At 66.2% G+C, this 19,077-nt stretch carries 14 protein-coding genes, 1 tRNA gene, 1 pseudogene and 1 riboswitch; of the genes and pseudogenes, 14 read left to right on the top strand and 2 right to left on the bottom strand.

From position 1 onward, the window contains the following. Positions 1-17 precede the first annotated feature (17 nt). The 5 genes from cysD to GOQ09_RS12605 all read left to right on the top strand — a co-directional run bounded on the left by cysD (position 18) and on the right by GOQ09_RS12605 (position 5,352). Positions 18-971, top strand: coding sequence for a sulfate adenylyltransferase subunit CysD (cysD, locus tag GOQ09_RS12625; protein ID WP_157613718.1), 954 nt, complete (start codon positions 18-20; stop codon positions 969-971). Beyond that, on the top strand, positions 971-2,308 hold the full coding sequence (locus tag GOQ09_RS12620; RefSeq protein WP_157613717.1) for a sulfate adenylyltransferase subunit 1: 1,338 nt from the start codon (positions 971-973) through the stop codon (positions 2,306-2,308). The genes cysD and GOQ09_RS12620 overlap by 1 nt, the downstream gene beginning before the upstream one ends. Positions 2,309-2,351: 43 nt before the next feature. Further along, complete coding sequence (gene fdxA, locus GOQ09_RS12615; RefSeq protein ID WP_157613716.1) at positions 2,352-2,681, top strand: ferredoxin FdxA; 330 nt, start codon at positions 2,352-2,354, stop codon at positions 2,679-2,681. Next, on the top strand, positions 2,678-3,715 hold the full coding sequence (locus GOQ09_RS12610) for an NAD(P)/FAD-dependent oxidoreductase (protein WP_157613715.1): 1,038 nt from the start codon (positions 2,678-2,680) through the stop codon (positions 3,713-3,715). Before fdxA ends, GOQ09_RS12610 begins: the two co-directional genes overlap by 4 nt. 100 nt (positions 3,716-3,815) lie before the next feature. After that, positions 3,816-3,923, top strand: a riboswitch (TPP riboswitch). A gap of 76 nt (positions 3,924-3,999) precedes the next feature. Next, complete coding sequence (locus GOQ09_RS12605; protein ID WP_157613714.1) at positions 4,000-5,352, top strand: purine-cytosine permease family protein; 1,353 nt, start codon at positions 4,000-4,002, stop codon at positions 5,350-5,352. Here GOQ09_RS12605 and thiD read toward each other — a convergent pair. Continuing rightward, positions 5,303-6,166 carry a bifunctional hydroxymethylpyrimidine kinase/phosphomethylpyrimidine kinase gene (thiD, locus tag GOQ09_RS12600; RefSeq protein ID WP_157613713.1) on the bottom strand — a complete coding sequence of 288 codons (864 nt, stop codon included), beginning with the start codon at positions 6,164-6,166 and terminating at the stop codon, positions 5,303-5,305. The genes GOQ09_RS12605 and thiD overlap by 50 nt on opposite strands. 77 nt (positions 6,167-6,243) lie before the next feature. Between thiD and GOQ09_RS12595 the strand changes: the two genes are divergently transcribed. The 6 genes from GOQ09_RS12595 (at position 6,244) to GOQ09_RS12570 (ending at position 11,667) form a co-directional block, all read left to right on the top strand. Next, positions 6,244-7,335 carry an FAD-dependent oxidoreductase gene (locus GOQ09_RS12595; protein ID WP_157613712.1) on the top strand — a complete coding sequence of 364 codons (1,092 nt, stop codon included), beginning with the start codon at positions 6,244-6,246 and terminating at the stop codon, positions 7,333-7,335. Continuing rightward, positions 7,332-7,535 (top strand): sulfur carrier protein ThiS, encoded by a 204-nt coding sequence (gene thiS, locus GOQ09_RS12590; protein ID WP_126746451.1) that lies wholly within the window; start codon positions 7,332-7,334, stop codon positions 7,533-7,535. The genes GOQ09_RS12595 and thiS overlap by 4 nt, the downstream gene beginning before the upstream one ends. A 33-nt stretch (positions 7,536-7,568) precedes the next feature. Continuing rightward, entirely contained in the window at positions 7,569-8,399 is an 831-nt protein-coding gene (locus GOQ09_RS12585) for a thiazole synthase (RefSeq protein ID WP_157613711.1), read from the top strand. Continuing rightward, on the top strand, positions 8,396-9,328 hold the full coding sequence (locus GOQ09_RS12580; protein ID WP_157613710.1) for a thiamine phosphate synthase: 933 nt from the start codon (positions 8,396-8,398) through the stop codon (positions 9,326-9,328). Before GOQ09_RS12585 ends, GOQ09_RS12580 begins: the two co-directional genes overlap by 4 nt. 11 nt (positions 9,329-9,339) lie before the next feature. Further along, positions 9,340-11,502 carry a TonB-dependent siderophore receptor gene (locus GOQ09_RS12575; RefSeq protein WP_165442141.1) on the top strand — a complete coding sequence of 721 codons (2,163 nt, stop codon included), beginning with the start codon at positions 9,340-9,342 and terminating at the stop codon, positions 11,500-11,502. Positions 11,503-11,591: 89 nt separating this feature from the next. Further along, positions 11,592-11,667 (top strand) — tRNA-Asn (locus tag GOQ09_RS12570). 99 nt (positions 11,668-11,766) lie between these two features. Here GOQ09_RS12570 and GOQ09_RS12565 read toward each other — a convergent pair. Next, entirely contained in the window at positions 11,767-12,057 is a 291-nt protein-coding gene (locus tag GOQ09_RS12565) for a hypothetical protein (RefSeq protein WP_157613708.1), read from the bottom strand. 162 nt (positions 12,058-12,219) lie between these two features. Here GOQ09_RS12565 and GOQ09_RS12560 point away from each other — a divergent pair, with 162 nt between their 5' ends. The 3 genes and pseudogenes from GOQ09_RS12560 to GOQ09_RS12555 all read left to right on the top strand — a co-directional run bounded on the left by GOQ09_RS12560 (position 12,220) and on the right by GOQ09_RS12555 (position 19,052). Continuing rightward, positions 12,220-12,546, top strand: coding sequence for a hypothetical protein (locus tag GOQ09_RS12560; protein WP_157613707.1), 327 nt, complete (start codon positions 12,220-12,222; stop codon positions 12,544-12,546). A gap of 1,598 nt (positions 12,547-14,144) precedes the next feature. Then, positions 14,145-14,228: pseudogene (locus GOQ09_RS26610) on the top strand (ESPR-type extended signal peptide-containing protein); the annotation flags it as partial. Positions 14,229-14,618: 390 nt separating this feature from the next. Next, entirely contained in the window at positions 14,619-19,052 is a 4,434-nt protein-coding gene (locus tag GOQ09_RS12555) for a beta strand repeat-containing protein (RefSeq protein WP_431769311.1), read from the top strand. Positions 19,053-19,077: the final 25 nt, after the last annotated feature.

The following is a 19,077-nucleotide window of genomic DNA, read 5'->3' as shown; positions in this document are numbered from 1 at the left end:
ATCCAGGACCCCATCCGATGAACGCCCGAACCGAAGCCGAACTTTTGCAGCCCTCGATGCATTCCCCTGCGCACCTGTCCAACACGCACCTCGATGCGCTCGAGGAAGAGACCATCTTCATCCTGCGTGAAGTCGCGGCCGCCTTCGAGCGCCCCACCCTGCTGTTTTCGGGCGGCAAGGATTCGCTGGTGCTGCTGAAGTGCGCAGAAAAGGCCTTCGGCGTCGGCCGCATTCCCTACCCGCTGCTGATGATCGACACGGGCCACAACTTTCCTGAAGTGACGGCCTATCGCGACCAGCGCGCCGAGGAACTGGGCGCCGAGCTCATCGTGCGCAGCGTCGAAGACTCGATGGCACGCGGTACCGTGCGCCTGGCGCACCCCGGCGAATCGCGCAACGCGCACCAGTCGGTCACGCTGCTCGAAGCCATTGAAGAATTTCGCTTCGACGCGCTGATTGGCGGCGCCCGCCGCGACGAGGAAAAAGCGCGCGCCAAGGAGCGCATCTTTTCGCACCGCGATTCATTCGGCCAATGGCAGCCCAAAGACCAGCGCCCCGAACTCTGGACGCTGTTCAACACGCGCCTGGCCCCGGGCGAGCATTTCCGCGTGTTCCCTATTTCGAACTGGACCGAACTCGACGTGTGGCAATACATCGAGCGCGAGCACGTCGGCCTGCCGTCGATCTACTACACGCACAAGCGCGAAGTGGTCGAGCGTCGCGGCCTGCTGGTGCCGGTGACCGAGCTCACCCCGCCGCGCGACGGCGAAACTGTGCAGGTGCGCGATGTGCGCTTTCGCACCGTGGGCGACATCACGACCACCTGCCCGGTCGAAAGCCTGGCCGCCGATGCGGGCGACGTGGTGCTCGAGACGCTGTCGGTCGATGTGAGCGAGCGCGGCGCCACGCGCATGGACGACATGACTTCGGAAGCTTCGATGGAGAAGCGCAAGAAAGACGGATATTTCTGATGAGCACGACGACGGCAACCCTCGATAGCAACGCCCTGCAAGGCGACACCGGCACCGCCCTGCGCTTCATCACCTGCGGCTCGGTGGACGACGGCAAGAGCACGCTCATCGGCCGCCTGCTGGTCGACAGCAAGACCGTGCTGCAAGACCAGCTTGCCGGCGTGCAGCGCGGCGGCGAAACCGACCTGGCGCTGCTCACCGACGGCCTCTCGGCCGAGCGCGAACAGGGCATCACGATCGACGTGGCCTACCGCTACTTCTCGACCGCCAAGCGCAAGTTCATCATCGGCGACGCGCCGGGGCATGAGCAGTACACCCGCAACATGGTCACGGCCGCCTCGGCCGCCGATGCCGCCGTGGTGCTGGTCGATGCCACCAAGCTGGCCTGGGCCGCCGAGGTGGAAGACGGCACCGTGGTCAAGCGCGAGTTGCTGCCGCAAACCCGCCGCCACACGCTGCTGACTCATCTGCTGCGCGTGCAGTCGATCGTGTTCGCGGTCAACAAGCTCGACGCCATCGACGATGCCGCCCTGGCCTTCGAACGCATTTCGACCGCCCTGAACGCCTTTGCCGAAGCGGCCGGCGTGCAGGTGGCCGCCATCGTGCCGATCTCGGCCCTCAAGGGCTGGAACGTGGCCACCCGCCACGCCGACTGGGTCGGCTACGAAGGCCCGAGCCTGCTCGAGCTGCTCGAGGAACTGCCGGTCACCGTGCAGGACGAGGCCGTGCCCTTCGCCTTTCCGGTGCAGTGGGTCGAAAAGTTCTCTTCCTCGGCCGACACCTCGCAGGGCCGCCGCGTGTTCTGGGGCCGCGTGGCTTCGGGGCATGTGGAGCCCGGCCAGCGCGTGACCGTGCTGCCCAGCAACCAGACGGCCACGGTCGCCCAGGTGCTGAGCCACACGCGCCAGCCGAAGACGGTGCATGCGGGCCACAGCGCCGGCGTCGTGCTCGACCGCGAGGTGGACGTGTCGCGCGGCGACTGGCTGCTGGCACCCGGGGCCTTCGAGCCGGTGCGCGAAATTACCGCCACGGTCGCCTGGCTCGACGACGAGCCGCTGGTTGCGGGCCGCGTCTACTGGGCGCTGCAGGGCCATCGCTGGGTCAAGGCCAAGGTGGCGCGCATCGTCGACCGGGTGAACATCACCACGCTCGAATCGGAGCCAACGGCGCAGCTGGAGGCCAATTCCATCGGCGACGTGGTGCTTGCGCTGCAGCAGCCGCTGGCGGTTCTGCCCTTCACGCAATCGCGCGCATTGGGCTCGCTGGTGCTGGTCGATACGGCCACCCACAAGACCGCCGCCGCCGTGCTCGTGCAGCCTGCCGCCGCAAAGGCCTAAAATCTCGGGTTTTCCCGACCCACATACTGACGTTAGAAGACAAATGACCCACGTCGTCTCTGAAGCCTGCATCCGCTGCAAATACACCGACTGCGTGGACGTATGCCCCGTGGATTGCTTCCGCGAAGGCCCCAACATGCTGGTGATCGACCCGGACGAGTGCATCGATTGCGCAGTCTGCATCCCCGAATGCCCGGTCAATGCGATCTACGCCGAGGAAGACCTCCCGGCCAACCAGATCGCCTTCATCAAGCTCAACGCCGAGCTCGCGCTGGCCGACGGCTGGAAGAGCATCACCAAACGCAAGCCGGCACTGCCCGACGCTGAAGAGTGGAAAGACAAGACCGACAAGATCGGCGAACTGATCCGTTGAACCCGGCAGGCCCAGCCCCCATCGAGACCGACGCGCTCATCATCGGCGCCGGTCCGGTCGGGCTGTTCCAGGCCTTCCAGCTCGGCCTGCTTGAAATCTCCTGCCACGTCGTCGATGCGCTGCCCGCCGCCGGCGGCCAGTGCGTGGCGCTCTATGGCGACAAGCCGATCTACGACATTCCGGGTACGCCGGTTACCAGCGGGCGCGATCTTGCGCAATCGCTGCTGCAGCAGGTTGCGCCGTTCAAGCCGCAGTTCCACTTCGGCGAGCAGGTCGCCACCCTTGCCCGCCAGGTCGACGATCGCTTGCTGCTGACAACGTCGGCGGGCAAAGCCTTCCTGGCCAGGACGGTGTTCATTGCCGCAGGCGTCGGCGCCTTCGTGCCCAAGCGCATCGCCGTCGAAGGTATTGCGCAGTTCGAAGGCAGCTCGCTTTTCTATCACCCCGATTCGCTGGACCGCTTCGCGGGACAAACGGTGGTGGTGAATGGCGGCGACGAGATTGCGCTGCAAACCGCCATCGCGCTCACGGCCATTGCCAATCAGGTCACGCTGGTGCACCGGCGCGATGGCTTCCAGGCCGACGAAGGACTCGTCGCTTCGATGCGCGCGCTGGTCGCCGAAGGCAGGCTGGCGTTCAAGGTGGGCCAGCCCACCGCATTCGACGGCAAGCAACTGCAGATCGCCACGCCCGACGCGACCACGGTCGACCTGCCGCTCGATGCGCTGGTCGCCTGCCTCGGCATTTCGCCGCGCCTCGGGCCCATCGCCGACTGGGGCCTGGAGCTCGAGCGCAAGCAGGTGCCGGTCGACACCGAGAAGTACGAAACCCGCGAGCGCGGCGTGTTCGCGGTGGGCGACATCAACACCTACCCAGGCAAGAAGAAGCTCATCGTCTGCGGGTTCCACGAGGCCACGCTGGCAGCCTGGGGCGCCGCCGCCCTGGTGTTTCCGGGCAAGGCGATTCCGCTGCAGTACACGACCACCAGCACGCGGCTGCATGAGCTGCTGGGCGTGGCCGCCGCTCGCCGCTAAAAACCGCTGAAACAGACGGTGGGCCGAATGGCCCTCCGCCGTCTGGATGCTTCGCGCCGAGGCTCGTACAATAGTTTCCGCTTTGCGCCACGGCGCGGAGCACCACCGCTAGGGGTGTCGAACCGGAATCCGTTCCGGGGCTGACTGAGAGAGTCCCTTTGAACCTGACTGAGGTAATCCTCGCGCAGGGAAGCTGGTCCGGCGGCCTGTCGCGTTGTCTCGCGCGATGGCTGCGCCGCCGGAGCCTCGCCCACCTGCCAAACCTTTTGCACTGGAGCAACTGGATGGCACACGACGATAGTTTTTCTTCCGCCAACGAGGCGCTGACGCCTTTGCCCGCGTCGCAGCGCGTGTTCGGCTGGCACGACCATGCATCGCTCTGGTTCAGCCTGGGTGTGGGGCTGCTGGTAATGCAGATCGGCGCCTACCTGGTGCCGGCGGTGGGCACGCGCGATGCGGCCATTGCCATTGTGCTGGGCTCGCTGCTCGGCGCGGGCCTCCTGGCCTGGACCGCGCGGCTGGGCTGCGAAACCGGTCTGGCAAGCGCCGGGCTGATGCACGCCACCTACGGCAGCGCCTTCGCGCGGCTGCCGGTGTTGCTCAACATCGTGCAGCTGGTGGGCTGGACCACCTTCGAACTGGTGATCATGCGCGAGGGCACGCAAGCCATCGGCCAGCAGGCGTTCGGCCTCACGCTCACAGGCCCGCTGGGCGGCGCCCTTACCACCCTGCTCTGGGGCGCGGTGCTGCTGGCGCTGCTCGCGGGCTCCATGGTCAAGCTGGTGCGGCGCTTCGTCAGCCGCTTCGGCCTGCCGCTGGTGGTGCTCTCGCTGCTGTGGCTCACCTGGCAGTTCGCAACGCGGCTCGAGGCCAAGGGGCTGGACGCCTTCTGGGCACGGCCGGGCGCCGGCGGCATGGGCATGTTCAGTGCGCTCGATCTGGTGATTGCCATGCCGGTGTCGTGGCTGCCGCTGGTGGCCGACTACGCGCGGCACGGCAAGCGCAATGCCAACGGACGGGGTGGCCTTGGCAGCGCATTCACCGGCACCTGGCTCGGCTACGCGCTGGCCAACATCTGGTGCTATGCGCTCGGCGTCATGGTGGTGAGCGTGGCGGAGCCGGGCACCGGGCTTGTCACTGCGCTGCTGCTCGCGCAAGGCGGCCTGGTGGCGCTCGGCCTCATCCTCATCGACGAGCTCGACAACGCGTATGGCGACGTGTATTCGGGCGCGGTGTCCACCCACAGCCTGCTGCCGCGCTGGAGCGTGCGCCGCTGGGGCCTGCTGATGGCGGCGCTGTGCACCGCGCTGGCGCTGGTGCTGCCCATGCACACGCTCGAGCCGTTTCTGCTGATGCTGAGCTCTGTGTTCGTGCCGCTTTACGGCGTGATCCTGGGGCGGCTGGGCACGGGCCGGGCCATTGCATCAGTCGGCAACCGCCGCGTCGACCTTGGCGCGGCGCTGATCTGGATTGCCGGCATTGCGGCCTATCACGCCTGTGCCAAGTGGGCGCCCCAGTTCGGCTCCGCGTTGCCGACGCTGGCGGCCACCTTCCTGCTGGCGTGGATCAGCCGGCCCAAGCCGGCATCTACAACAACGGCAGGCGGTGCATCGGCACTGGCGCAAAACCGTGGTTGAGCGGACCGTGTCCCTCGCCGATGCGCACGTCCGCACCGGCGGCCATGGCGCCGAGTACGTAGGCACGCGCGCGCTCCACGGCCTCGGGCAACGCCAGGCCCAGCGCCAGGTGCGCGGCAATCGCGGACGACAGCGTGCAGCCGGTGCCATGCAGGTTGCGGCTTGCAATGCGGGCCGAGGCCAGGCGCTTGCGCACGCCGCCGCGCCCCAGCAGCACATCGACGACGTCGTCGCCGGGCAAGTGACCGCCCTTGAGCAGCACGGCCTGTGCGCCAAGCGCCAGCAGTTCTTCGGCCGCCTGGTCGAGCGCATCGATGCCGTCGATGGTATGGCCGATGAGCAAGGCCGCTTCGTCGAGGTTGGGCGTCACCACCACGGCGCGCGGAAACAGCTCGCGCACCAGCACCTGCACCGTCTCGGCGGCAATCAGCCGGTCGCCGCTGGTCGCGACCATAACCGGATCGAGCACCACGTTGGGCAGCCGGTAGTGATCGATGGCCCAGGCCACCACGTCGACCACCTCGGGCGCGTGCAGCATGCCGAGCTTGACCGCATCGACACCGATGTCCTCGACCACCGCCTGGATCTGCGCCTTGAGAAAAGCAGGCGGCACGCCGTGAATGCCCGACACGCCGCGCGTGTTCTGCGCAGTGAGCGCAGTGATCGCCGTCATGCCGTAGCAGCCGAGCGCCGCGAAAGTCTTCAGGTCGGCCTGGATGCCCGCACCGCCGCCGCTGTCGGAGCCGGCAATCGAGAGCACGCGCACGTAGCGCTGGGGCGCTTGGTGCGCGTCGGAGTGTGCAGCTTGGGTCATGCTGAAAATTATCGGCGAGTTGGGCGCCCTGCCCGCCCCCATCCCGGCCTTCCCCCAGCAGGGGAAGGAACAAAGCCATGAGCCTTCCGTTTCAATCGGCCGCCATCCTCGGCGCGGGGCTGATGGGGCGCTTGCTCGCGGTCACGCTGGCGCGGGCCGGCTGCAATGTCGATCTGTTCGATGCCGCCAGTCCCACGGCCGACGGCGCGGCGGCGCGCGTGGCGGCCGCCATGCTCGCGCCGCTGGCTGAATCCGCAGTAGCCCCAGCTTCAGTGGTGCGCATGGGCCACTACGCATTGACGCGCTGGCCCGAACTGCTGGCGCCGCTCGCACAGCCTGTGTTCTTTCAGCGCGAAGGCACGCTGGTGCTGTGGCACCGGCAAGATGCAGCAGAGGCTGCGCGGCTCGCGCGCGTGCTGGCCCGCACGACGCAGCAGGTGCCCGAACTGGCCCCCATGCAAACGCTCGACGGTAGCGGCATTGCCGCACTCGAGCCTTCATTGGGGCAGCGCTTCGCACAGGGGCTTTTGCTCCCCGGAGAAGGCCAGCTCGACAACCGCGCGCTGCTTTCTGCACTGCTCGCCACGCTGGAGAACAGCCCCAACGTGCAACTGCACTGGCAATCCCCTCGCGCACCAAGCGATTTTTCTCCGGGCGCACCCGGCCAGCCCGACCGCGTGATCGACTGCAGAGGGCTTGGCGCCAAGCCCCAGTGGAATGCACTGCGCGGCGTGCGCGGCGAAGTCATTCGCGTGCATGCGCCCGAGGTGGCATTGCAGCGGCCGACGCGGCTGGTGCATCCACGCTATCCGCTCTACATCGCGCCCAAGCCCGGCGGCGTGTTCGTGATTGGCGCGACCGAAATCGAATCGGACGACATGTCGCCCGCCAGCGTGCGCTCCACGCTCGAGCTGCTGAGCGCCGCCTATGCGGTGCACAGCGGCTTTGCCGAAGCCCGCATTCTGGAAATTGCGACGCAATGCCGCCCGACGCTGCCCGACAACCTGCCCGCCATCCGCCAGCCGCACCCGCGCGTGCTGCAGATCAACGGCCTGTACCGCCACGGTTTCATGATCGCGCCCGCCGTGCTCGACGCAGCCATGGAGCTGCTGGTGCATGGCCGCTCCCAGCTCGCGCAAAGCCTTGGCCTGGAGATTTCCGACACATGACGATCGACGTGCTGATCAACGACAAGCCATTTGCGCTGCCCGAAAGCGCCACGCTGGTGGACGCGCTGGCCGCGCTGAACGCCGTGCCGCCTTTTGCAGTGGCGGTGAACCGCGAATTCGTGCCGCGCTCGGCCTATGCGGCGCGCGCACTGCAACCCCAAGACCGCATCGAAGTGATCCGCCCCGTGACCGGCGGCTGAACGAACGACATAGCGACGGAGACAACACACACCATGACCACCACCTCTTCCACTTCTTCAGCGCCAGACGGCGATCCGCTGGTTCTGTACGGCCAGACCTTTCACAGCCGCCTGCTGCTGGGCACCGCGCGCTACCCTTCGCCGGACCTGCTCGAAGCCGCCGTGAAGCGCGCCAGGCCCGCCATGCTGACCGCCTCGCTGCGGCGCCAGTCCGCAAGCCCCGGCGCAAGCGACAGCGGCAACGGTTTCTGGGAACTGCTGCGCCGGCTCGCGGTGCCCGTGCTGCCCAATACCGCCGGCTGCCACAGCGTGCAAGAAGTGATTGCCACGGCGCAGATGGCGCGCGAGCTTTTCGACACGCCCTGGATCAAGCTCGAACTCATCGGCGACGACTACACGCTGCAGCCGGACACGCTGAATCTCGTCGATGCCGCATCGCAGCTGATCCGCGACGGCTTCCAGGTGCTGCCCTACTGCACCGAAGACCTGGTGCTGTGCCAGCGCCTCGTCGACGTGGGCTGCCAGGCCGTCATGCCATGGGCCGCACCCATCGGCACCGGCCGCGGCCCGGTAAACCCCTATGCGCTGCAATTGCTGCGCGAGCGGCTGAGCGTGCCGATGCTGGTCGATGCGGGCCTGGGCCTGCCCTCGCATGCCTGCCAGGTGATGGAATGGGGTTACGACGGCGTGCTGCTCAACACGGCAGTCGCGCTCGCGCAAGACCCGGTGTCGATGGCCGGAGCCTTTGCAGACGCGGTGCAGGCCGGCCGCGCGGCCTACCGCTCCGGCGCCATGGCCGCGCAAGACTCCGCGCAGCCGAGCACGCCGGTGCTCGGCACGCCCTTCTGGCATCACACCGCATGACCGCACTGAACGACCACCGGGCTGTTGCCCACGCCATCGTAGCGGCGCATGGCTTGCGCTTCGGCGCCATCACGGCCGCGGCCATTTCGGCCGGCAGCTTTTCGTCGGACGACCCGGTGTACCGCGGCGCCAAGCAGGCCTGCGCGGCGCTCGGCTTCATCGAAATCGACGCCGAATGCCTTGCGCTCGCCTGGCAGGCACAGACAGTGCGCACCGGCGCATTCGACGCGAGCCAATGGCCCGAGACGCCGGCCGATTTCGGCATGCGCGCGTTTCCGCCCGCGGCACGCGACGATGCCTTTGCGCCCTGCCCCGAACGACTCGGCCTGTACGCGGTGTTGCCAGATGAGCAATGGGTCGGCCGCATGGCGCGCGCCGGCGTGCCCACCGTGCAGCTGCGCTTCAAGTCGGACGACGTCGCAACCATCGAGCATGAGGTGCAGGCCGCCGTCGACGCGGTGCGCGGCACCGGCGCGCTGCTCTTCATCAACGACCATTGGCAGACGGCCATTGCCGCCCGTGCCTACGGCGTGCACCTTGGCCAGGAAGACCTGGACGCGCTCTCGCCAACGCAGGTGCGGCAAATACGCGATGCCGGTTTGCGCCTTGGCGTGAGCACCCACGGCTACGCCGAGATGGTGCGCGCCGATGCGGTGAGCCCCAGCTACATCGCGATGGGCGCGGTGTACCCGACCACCCTCAAGAAGATGGCGACGGCTCCGCAGGGCGTGGCGCGGCTTGCAGCGTATGCACGCCTCCTGCGCGGCTATCCGCAAGTGGGCATCGGCGGCATCGATGCGGTGCGCCTGCCCGAGGTGCTGGCCACCGGCGTGGGCTCCGTTGCCGTGGTGCGCGCGCTTGTCACCGCAGATAACCCGGAGGCCACGGCCGCTCAATGGATGGCGGCCATGAGCGCAGCCGCCGCATGAACAAGACAAGAATGACAGAGAAGCAATTTCTTTTCCCCGCATGGCCGCTGTCGCCCGTGTCGCGCGCAGCGGCTGTCGCCTTCCTTCTGGCGGCCGGCGGCGCGCAGGCCCAGCAGCCAACAGAGCTGCCCGCCATCACGGTGAACGAAAGCAATGCGGCGCCGCAAGCCGACGTGAGCGGCTTCGGCGACGTGCCGGTGCGCGAGCTGCCGCTTTCGGCCACGGTCATCGACAGCACGCAGCTTCGCGCGAGCGGTGCGCGCAGGCTGGCGGACCTCACGCAGTTCGATTCGTCGGTGACCGATGCCTACAACTCAGCCGGCTACTGGGACTACCTGACCGTGCGCGGCTTTGTGCTGGACAACCGCTTCAACTACCGGCGCGAGGGCTTGCCGATCAGCGCCGAGACATCGATTCCGCTCGACAACAAGGAGCGCGTTGAAATCTTGCGCGGCACCAGCGGGATCCAGGCCGGCACCAGCGCGCCCGGCGGCTTGGTCAACTACGTGGTCAAGCGGCCCACCGAGCAAGACTTGCGCATGCTGCGCCTGGAAACCACCAGCCGCGGCAGCGTGCTCGGCGCGCTCGATCTTGGCGGGCGCTTTGGCGCGAACCGCGAGTTCGGCTACCGGCTGAACGTGGTGAACGAAAACCTCAAGCCGCTCACGCACAACATCGACGGCAACCGCAACATGTTTTCGCTGGCCGGCGACTGGCGCATCACGCGCGACTCGGTGCTCGAATTCGAAATCGAGCGCAGCCACAAGACGCAGCCGAGCCAGAACGGCTTCAGCCTGCTGGGCAATGCGCTGCCCGCCCCGGTCGATCCGAAGATCAACCTCAACAACCAGCCGTGGTCGCAGCCTTCGGAGTTCAACGCGCTCACCGGCAGCGTGCGCTTCAGCCAGGCGATCAATGCCGACTGGCGGTGGAGCGCGCAAATCGGCCAGCAGCGGCTCAAGACCGATGACCGCCTGGCCTATGCCTTCGGCTGCGGCGCCGAAGGCAACTACGACCGCTACTGCTCCGACGGCACCTTCGACTTCTACGACTTTCGCAGCGAGAACGAGCGGCGCACGCAAACTGCCGGCAGCCTGAACCTCAAAGGCAACGTGATGACCGGCAGCGTGCGGCATGAGCTCGGCTTTAGCGTGCTCGCAAGCCGCGTGCGCAACCGCTTCCAGGACCAGGCCTACAACTACGTCGGCACCGGCAACATCTGGGCCACCGCCATCGTGCCGCCAGACCCGACGCTCACAGACGCCAACACCAACCGCGACGAGCGCTCGACCGAGCTTTCGGTGCAAGACGCCATTCGCTGGAACAGCCGCTTCACCACCTGGGTCGGCCTGCGCCACACGCGGCTCGACCGCGACAGCATTCGCACCGACGGCTCGCGCCCCACCGGCTACAAGGACGGCATCACCACGCCATGGATTGCGGCCAGCTACGCCATCCAGCCCGGGCTGCTGGCCTATGCAAGCTGGGGCAAGGGCGTGGAGTCGCAGATCGTGCCGAACAAGAGCTCGCAGTACACCAACGCCGGCGAGGCGCTGCCCGCGCTCACCTCGCGCCAGTGGGAGCTTGGGCTCAAGGGCGGCAGCGATGTCTTCAACTGGCAGCTTGCGTGGTTCGACATCAAGCGCCCTATGACAAACCTCGACGCCTGCAACCGGCTTGGCACCACGCCGTGCGACGGCCGCTACGACGGCAGTGCGGTGCACCGCGGCCTCGAGGCAGGCGCGCAATGGAACACCGGCCCCTGGCGCTTTGGCGGCAGCGTCACGCTGATGGATGCCAAGCGCCGCGGCAGCACCGCAGAGCCCGCCGTCAACGGCCAGTGGCCCACCAACGTGCCCAAGCAGGTGCTGCGCGCGCAGGCTGCGTACCGCGTCGCATCGGTGCCTGGCCTCGAGATGCTGGGGCAGCTTTCGCATGAAGGCCGGCGCAACGTGCTGCCCGACGGTTCCATCGCCCTGCCCTCATGGACCCGCGTCGATGCGGTGCTGCGCTACGACACCAAACTGCGCGGTGTTCAGACAAGTTGGAGCCTTGCCGTCGACAACCTGTTCGACCGCCGCTACTGGAAAGAATCGCCCTACCAGTTCGGCCATGTGTACCTGTTTCCCGGAGCGCCGCGCACGCTGCGCCTTGGTCTGAGCGTGTCGCTGTGAGCGACGCTCAAAAAATCTTCAGAAATTTATTGCGGTCGCATGCGCGGGTTCGAAAGGCCCAAAAAATCACGCTATAATCTGAGGCTTGTTCCTCGATAGCTCAGTTGGTAGAGCGCCGGACTGTTAATCCGTAGGTCCCTGGTTCGAGCCCAGGTCGAGGAGCCACTACAAGCCGCAAGGCAACTGGATGCCCCGCTACTCAAAAGGTAGCGGGGCATTTTCTTTTCAGGCGGCTTATTTGGCATCGCCAAATAGGCAATGCGTTCAAGCCATCGAAGAACGCCTCATCTTGTTCCTGGCGATCTGCAGCGTCCTCGCCATTCGCCGGGGTTCATGCAGCATCTTGTTGATTTCCGCCAGGCCGTCTTCGGTGATGCGCGTCACCGTGGCTGTGCGGGCAATGTGGTACTTGCCACCTGCATCGGACGCCGGCGCGATGTCCGCTTCGACAAGCCCGGTGGCTTTCAACACGCTCACATACTGAACATCTTCGGGTCTCGTCACCACCTTGGGCAGCAAGGCGGTCTGCAGGCTTAGCAAGTAGAACAACGGCATGGCTGAACCTCGTTGAATGCGTTTTTTTCTTCGGCGCTGACACTTGCCCGCGTCGCTCCTTCACGGAGGACTCGAAGGTATCGCGGCGCCCTGCCCGCCCTGTCAGACAGCAGTCCGGAAGCGGGTAGGATCTGGGAAGAATTCACATTTTTGGAGCTCACCATGAAATGCCTGCTACGCCCCTTGGCCCTTGCCGCCCTTCTGGCCGGCGGCCTCGTCGCTCCTGCCCTGGCAGACCCTCACAAAGACGAAAGCGGCCACGGCTATGGCAAGGGCCGCCACGGAAAGCGCGAACACAAGGAAGCGTATTGGGACGGCGGCTGCAAGGTCGAGCGCAAGTGGGGAAAAGGCGGCGAATACAAAGAGGAGCGAAAGTGCAAGGAGCGCTCGGCACGCCCTCGGCAATATGACGGCCCCTACTACGCGGCGCCCCAGCCGGTGGCGCCGCCCACTGTCGTCATACAGCCTCAGATCGTGATCCGACCGTAGGCACCTAGGCACTTACGCGAGGAACTCGCCGTGCGCCCTCTTCATCGAGTTTCAAACGGCAGCCATGCGCCAGAGCCCGATCTAAAAGCGCGTTGGATTCGTAACGCAGGCATGCGCGAAAGCAGTTTGGATCTGGCACGGAGGATTGCAGCGGTCAACGCCGTCGCGAACCAATTGATCGCGGAGTCCGTATGTCTACGCAAGCAGGCTGCCAACCTTCGGTTCGAATGCACAAGAGTTCGGCTCGGCTCTCGTAACGCCGACGCCGTCGAGCTGCAAGCCACGAGTGAGCGCTCTGACTTCGCGCGTGCGTCGATCAACCCCCATCCGGGCAGAAATTCACGACGATGAAAATTGCCGCCTACATGACCAGTATCTGGCGTGAGCGCGGCAGGCACCGGCGTGCAGCCCCTCTCGGGCAGTGGAGCCGTCACGCTCGGCGGCAAGGCTCACGCTAACCGCGGCCACAGACACCTTCAACGACGCCATCGCAGGCACGGGCAGCTTCGTGCTCGCGGGAGGGGCACAGGTGCTGAGGGTACCGACACCTACACGGCGGCACGGCGAGCTCCATCAGGCATTCATACCTCTTCGAGGACGGCAGCGCTGGAAGACGGCCGCTTTGTGCGCGACGGCAGGCTCTTCGCGGAGGGTGGGAGATCTCATTTCCCTGCCAAGCAAAAAAAAGCCCAGCCCGAAGGCTGGGCGGAAGCCCTGACGATGTCGCCACGTCAAGGGCCCCGAGAGGAAGAACCAAGGATCGGGGCAACGGCAAATTAGGTTTGGAGTGGCGGCCCGGTTGTCGGACATGGCCGACTTGAGGGCCGGAAACCGGCCCGGCAATCATACTGTATGTTTGTACAGTTTCAATCCGCTCAAGAAGCTGCCTCTTGAATGCAACGGAGCCATCGTCTGGGCTCGCGCCACACTGCCACTGCATGTGACAAATCCACGGCACGCGTGCAGCCCACTTTACCGACTCAGTAATTGCTGGGTTTTTGCTCTATGCCGGGGGGAGATTGCAATTAAAAGCTCTCACTTCAGAAGCCGCTCTCAAACAGTGGAAGGCTGAGCTGCTTCCGATGTGCACGCACAACTCATCCTTAGCATGTTTTAGACCCTGGTAGGCGCCAAGAAATACAAATAATGCAAAAACACGCGGCGCGGCTGCATATCGATTGCGCAATTGCAATTCATCAATCTGTTTTTGACTATCAGTCGCGGCTCGCGGCGAAGCCTCCTTTCCCTTGCTGGCGCTCGCTGCGGTCCAGTGCCACTGGAAAGCTCGTATACGGCAGACAACCAGCCCGGGCGCCTGCTCTTCGGCACCACGTGCACCAAGAAGTTTCGCCTTTAAACCCCGATTTGCAAGCGCCGCAATGGTGCGTGGCAATTAATTCCAATAGTAACTTGATATTACTACCAGTAAATAAACCGCCATTGAAGTTTTTTATCGACCAATAAGATGACTCTAAAACGAGACATTTAAGGGCTGTAACGCTGCCTCCCTCTTCTAAGATTTGTTTGCAAAACGATATTTCACAATTTTGCAGATTGTGAGCAACCAAGGTCGCTCATTAACACTTTTATATGCATGGATGGGGCAAATGAACACTACTTATCGCTCGCTTTGGAACGACTCCCTCGGGGCCTGGGTTGCGGCGCCGGAGACCACCAGTGCTCGAGGTAAGCGCAGTGGAAGTTGCGTGGCAGGTTCCGCTGGGGGTAGCGCACTTGCATCGCTTCCGCCGCGACGCTTGCGCAGGGGTGTTCTGACCGCGCTGCTGGCGATGAGCGGGTTGGGGTGGAGTTCTTGGGCAGAGGCGCAGGTGAGCTGCGCTGGGGCGCCCTACTACTCCTACAGCGGCAGCCTGACGTGCGCCGGCCAACAGTCGCAGGCGACTCTCGGCGGAGCCACTGCAATAGGTTTCAACGCCTCGAGTACGGGGATAAATGCGACGAGCCTCGGCATCAACGCCATTGCCTCTGCGACCAATGCCATCTACCTGGGTTCGCGCACTGCCCCTGGGACGGGTGCATTGGCCGAGAGCGCCATTGCAATCGGAACAGACGTGACTTCCAGTGGGCCGGGTGCCGTTGCCGTTGGCATCCAAGCCGCGGCCACCGGCGCATCAGCCACCGCTCTCGGGGCGACCTCTCGGGCGATCGGGGACGGCACGGTTGCGATCGGCCAAGCGGCCGGTGCGGCCTCGACGAGTTCCAATACGGGCTCGGTCGCCGTGGGTATTGCCGCGGGACAATTTGTCTCCGGCGCGCAGAACACCGCCATTGGCGGTGGCGTTGAGAGCGTGACCCGGGGCGCGGGTTCGGGCGTCACGGGAACGCGCAACGTCGCCTTCGGCACGGGCGACGGCTCGGTAACCTACGCCGGGACCTTGAAGGCTTCGGCAGGCAGCCTTGTCAGCGGCAACGACAATATCGCCATCGGCACCAACGCCGGCATCGGCGTCACGGTCAGCGGGACGACGTCGATCGGCCTGAACGCGAATGCGACCTCGACATCTGCAGTCGCGGTAGGTACCAGCACGGTCGCTAGCAACATCAATGCGGTCGCGCTGGGCGCTGCCGCCACCGCCACCGCAGCTGGCGCCAGCGCGTTGGGCACCTTCGCCAATGCCTCGGGAGCGAACTCCACTGCGGTCGGAGTCAGCGCCACGGCCGGGGCCGACTTTGCATTTGCCGGGGGATGGAGCAGCAAAGCGCTTGGGCTTCGCACCGTCGCGCTAGGCAACCAGTCAGAGGCAACCAGCGACGCGGCCACCGCGGTCGGCAACGCCGCTCGCGCGGTAGGAAATAGTTCGCTTGCGCTCGGGGCGCAAGCGCTCGCGATGGGTACCAGTACGGTTGCGGTCGGCCAGGGTGCCGGTGCGGGTTCGACGGCTGGCAATACCGGTTCAGTCGCATTGGGTATCGCATCCGGGGCACTGGTCACCGGTGCACTGAACACAGCCATAGGCGGCGGCACTGCGAGCGTGATGCGGGGCGCAGGTTCGGGCGTCACGGGCACGCGCAACGTGGCCTTCGGCACAGGCGACGGCTCGGTCGCCTACGACGGCACCTTGAAGGCTGCGGCAGGCAGCTTGGTCAGCGGCGACGACAATATCGCCATCGGCACCAATGCAGGTATCGGCGTCGCGGCCAGTGCGACGACGTCGATCGGTGTGAACGCGAATGCGAGCCTAGAGAGGGCGATCGCCATAGGTAACAATGCCACTGCTTCCGCACTGGATGCCATCTCGCAAGGCACCAACGCCAGCGCAGCCGGCCGGAACGGCATCGCAATCGGCTTCCAATCGATCGCCTCCAAGATAAATTCCATCAATCTTGGCGCGCGCACGGCTCCAGCCGCAGGCGCCACTGCAGAAGGTGCAATCGCTGTCGGCACGGACGTGGAAGCGTCTCAGGACCGCGCAGTCGCAATGGGTGCCGCAACGCGCGCTGCCGGTGCCGATGCCGTCGCAATGGGTACCCGGACCGCCGCGACCGCCGCCAATGCCACCGCGCTCGGCTCGGGCGGCACCAATGCCGCGACCGCCGTGCGCGCTTCGGCTGCCGGTTCTCTGGCACTGGGCGGCAACGCGACCGCGGGCGCCAACGCCGCAGCCGCCGATGCCATCGCCATTGGCGGCGAGTCGTCCGCCACCCAGACGGAAGCGATTGCGGTCGGCCGACTGGCCACCGCCTCGGCTGCGAACACCATTGCGGTCGGCAGGAATGCCCGGGCCGATTCGGCCGAAGCGGTTGCAATCGGCACCAACGCTACCGCCACGGGCGGCCGCTCGGTTTCCATCGGCTCCGGCAACGTGGCCAACGGAAACGGCGCGGTCGCCATCGGCGATCCGAACACCGCGACCGGCGACGGCGCGGTTGCGAACGGCATGGACAACACGGCCACCGGCAACGGTTCCGTGGCAATGGGCAACACCAACATGGTGGGCGGCGGCGGCCAGGCGGTCAGCGTCGCCGGCACGGCGGCGCAGGGCGCGGTCGGCATCGGCTACCAGAACACCGTGATCGGCCAGGGCGCCGTGGCCATTGGCGACCGCAACGTCGCCAACGGCTCCAGCGCCATCGCGTTGGGCCAGCAAGCCAATGCAACCGGGCTGAACACCATCGCGCTGGGCGCGAACGCCGTGGCCAACAATGCAGGCGCAGTGGCGCTGGGCGCGGGTTCGGTAACCGCTGCGCCCGTGGCAACCACTGGCACGACCATCAACGGCGTGACCTACCCCTTCGCGGGCACGACGCCGGCCAGCACGGTCAGCGTAGGCGCGCCGGGCGCTGAGCGCACGATCACCAACGTGGCGGCGGGGCAAATCACCGCCACCAGCACCGATGCGATCAATGGTTCGCAGCTCTTCAGGACGAACAGCGCGATCGAAGCGGTGTCCTCGACGGCCAACCTGCCGCTGACCTTCACCGGCAACACCGGCTCGGTGGGCAGAAGGTTGGGCGAGAGCCTGTCCATCACCGGGCTGGGCACCACGGCTGGCACCTACGGCGGCGCCAACCTGCGCACGACCGTGGTCGGGAACCAGGTGCAATTGCAGATGACGGACGCACCGGTGTTCACCAGTGTGACCACCGGCAACAGCACGCTCAACAACAACGGCCTGACCATCCTCGGCGGCCCGAGCGTGACGACCGCGGGCATCAACGCCAACAACACGCGGATCACGAACGTGGCCCCGGGTACCGCCGGCACCGATGCGGCGAACATGAACCAGCTCAACGCGGTCAGCGCAGTGGCCGGCCAGGGCTGGAACGTCACCACGGCGGCCAGCGGCACCGGCACGGTGAGCGGCACCAGCGTGGCCAACATGGCACCTGGCGCCACCATGACGACGACGGCAGGCAACAACATCGGCATCACGCAGAGCGGTACGAACCTGACCATTGCGACCAACCCCGACCTGGTGGCAACAAGCCTCACCACGGGCGCCACGACCATCAACAATGCCGGCCTGACCATCGCCGGCGGGCCGAGCGTGACGAACACGGGCATCAATGCCGGCAACACGGCGATCACCAACGTGGCCGCAGGCATGCTTTCGGCGACATCGACCGATGCGGTCACGGGCAGTCAGCTGTACACCACGAACCAGCAGGTGACGGCGAACACGAACGATATCGCCAACATCAGCAACGGCTTGGGCATCAAGTACTTTCATGCCAACTCCACCCTGCCTGACTCGCAGGCGCTGGGCACCGATTCGGTTGCCATCGGCCCGAACGCGGTTGCCACCATCGATGGCTCGATTGCGCTCGGTTCGGGCACCACTGCCGACCGCTTCGTGGCGCCCTCGACCGGCAGCATTCCGGCCGGCAGCAGCCTGATCGAATACAACACCACCGACCGCACGCTGCTGGGTGCTCTGTCAGTCGGCAGCGCGACCACGTACCGCCAGATCACCAACGTGGCCGACGGCACGCAGTCGCAGGACGCGGTCACGGTGCGGCAGCTGTCGGGTGCGCTGCAATCCTTTGCGATCACGCCCATCCAGTACTTCCACGCCAACTCCACGGCGGCGGACTCGCTGGCCATCGGTGCCGAATCGGTGGCGGTCGGACCGCAGACGGTGGTCAACGGCAACAACGGCGTGGGCATCGGCAACGGCGCCATCGTGCAGCAAAGCGCGCCGGGCGGCATTGCCATTGGCCAAGGCGCTACTTCGCATCTGGCGGATTCGATCGCAATGGGCACCAACGCGTCGGCTGCCGGGGTTCAGGGCGTGGCACTGGGCGCGGGCAGCAGCGTCACGCAAGCGGGCGGCGTAGCACTGGGTGCCGGCTCGGTGGCCTCCACCGCGGCGGGCGTGGCGGGCTTTGTGCCACCCACGGCCACCGATGCACAGCGCATTGCCATTGGCGCGACGACCAGCACGCTGGCGGCGGTGTCGGTGGGCGATGCGGCCAACGGGCAGTTCCGCCAGATCACCGGCGTGGCGGCGGGCTCGGCCGACAGCGATGCGGTCAACGTGTCGCAGCTGCGCGGGGTGCAAGGCGTGGTGGCGGCGATCGACCAGTCGACGGTCAAGTACGACACCAACCCGGACGGCTCGATCAACTACAACAGCGTGAGCATGGGCGGCAGCGGCGCGACGGGCCCGGTCACGGTGCACAACGTGGCGCCCGGTGTGGCCGGCACCGACGCGGTCAACGTGAACCAGCTGAACGCCGGCATCGCAGGCGCCAACGCCTACACCGATGCGCGCGTGAACTCACTGGGCGGCGAGATCCGCAGCATTGCCAAGGACGCCAGCGCCGGTGCCGCGGGTGCCATGGCAATGGCCAACATGCCGCAGGCCTACATCCCGGGCAAGAGCATGGTGTCCGCGGGTGTCGCGGGCTTCGACGGCCAGGCCGCCCTCGCCCTCGGCGTGTCGAAGCTCTCGGACAACGGCCGCTGGGTCGTCAAGTTCAGCGGCTCGGCCAACTCGCGCGGCAAGGTTGGCGTGGCGGCCGGTGCGGGCTTCCATTGGTAAGCCGACGGCCCGAAACAAGAGGAAC

The organism is Variovorax paradoxus (genome assembly GCF_009755665.1).
Classification (GTDB): Bacteria; Pseudomonadota; Gammaproteobacteria; order Burkholderiales; family Burkholderiaceae_C; genus Variovorax; species Variovorax paradoxus_G.
Note: the sequence above shows the minus strand (reverse complement) of the source record. Positions and strands in the feature narration are given on the sequence as shown.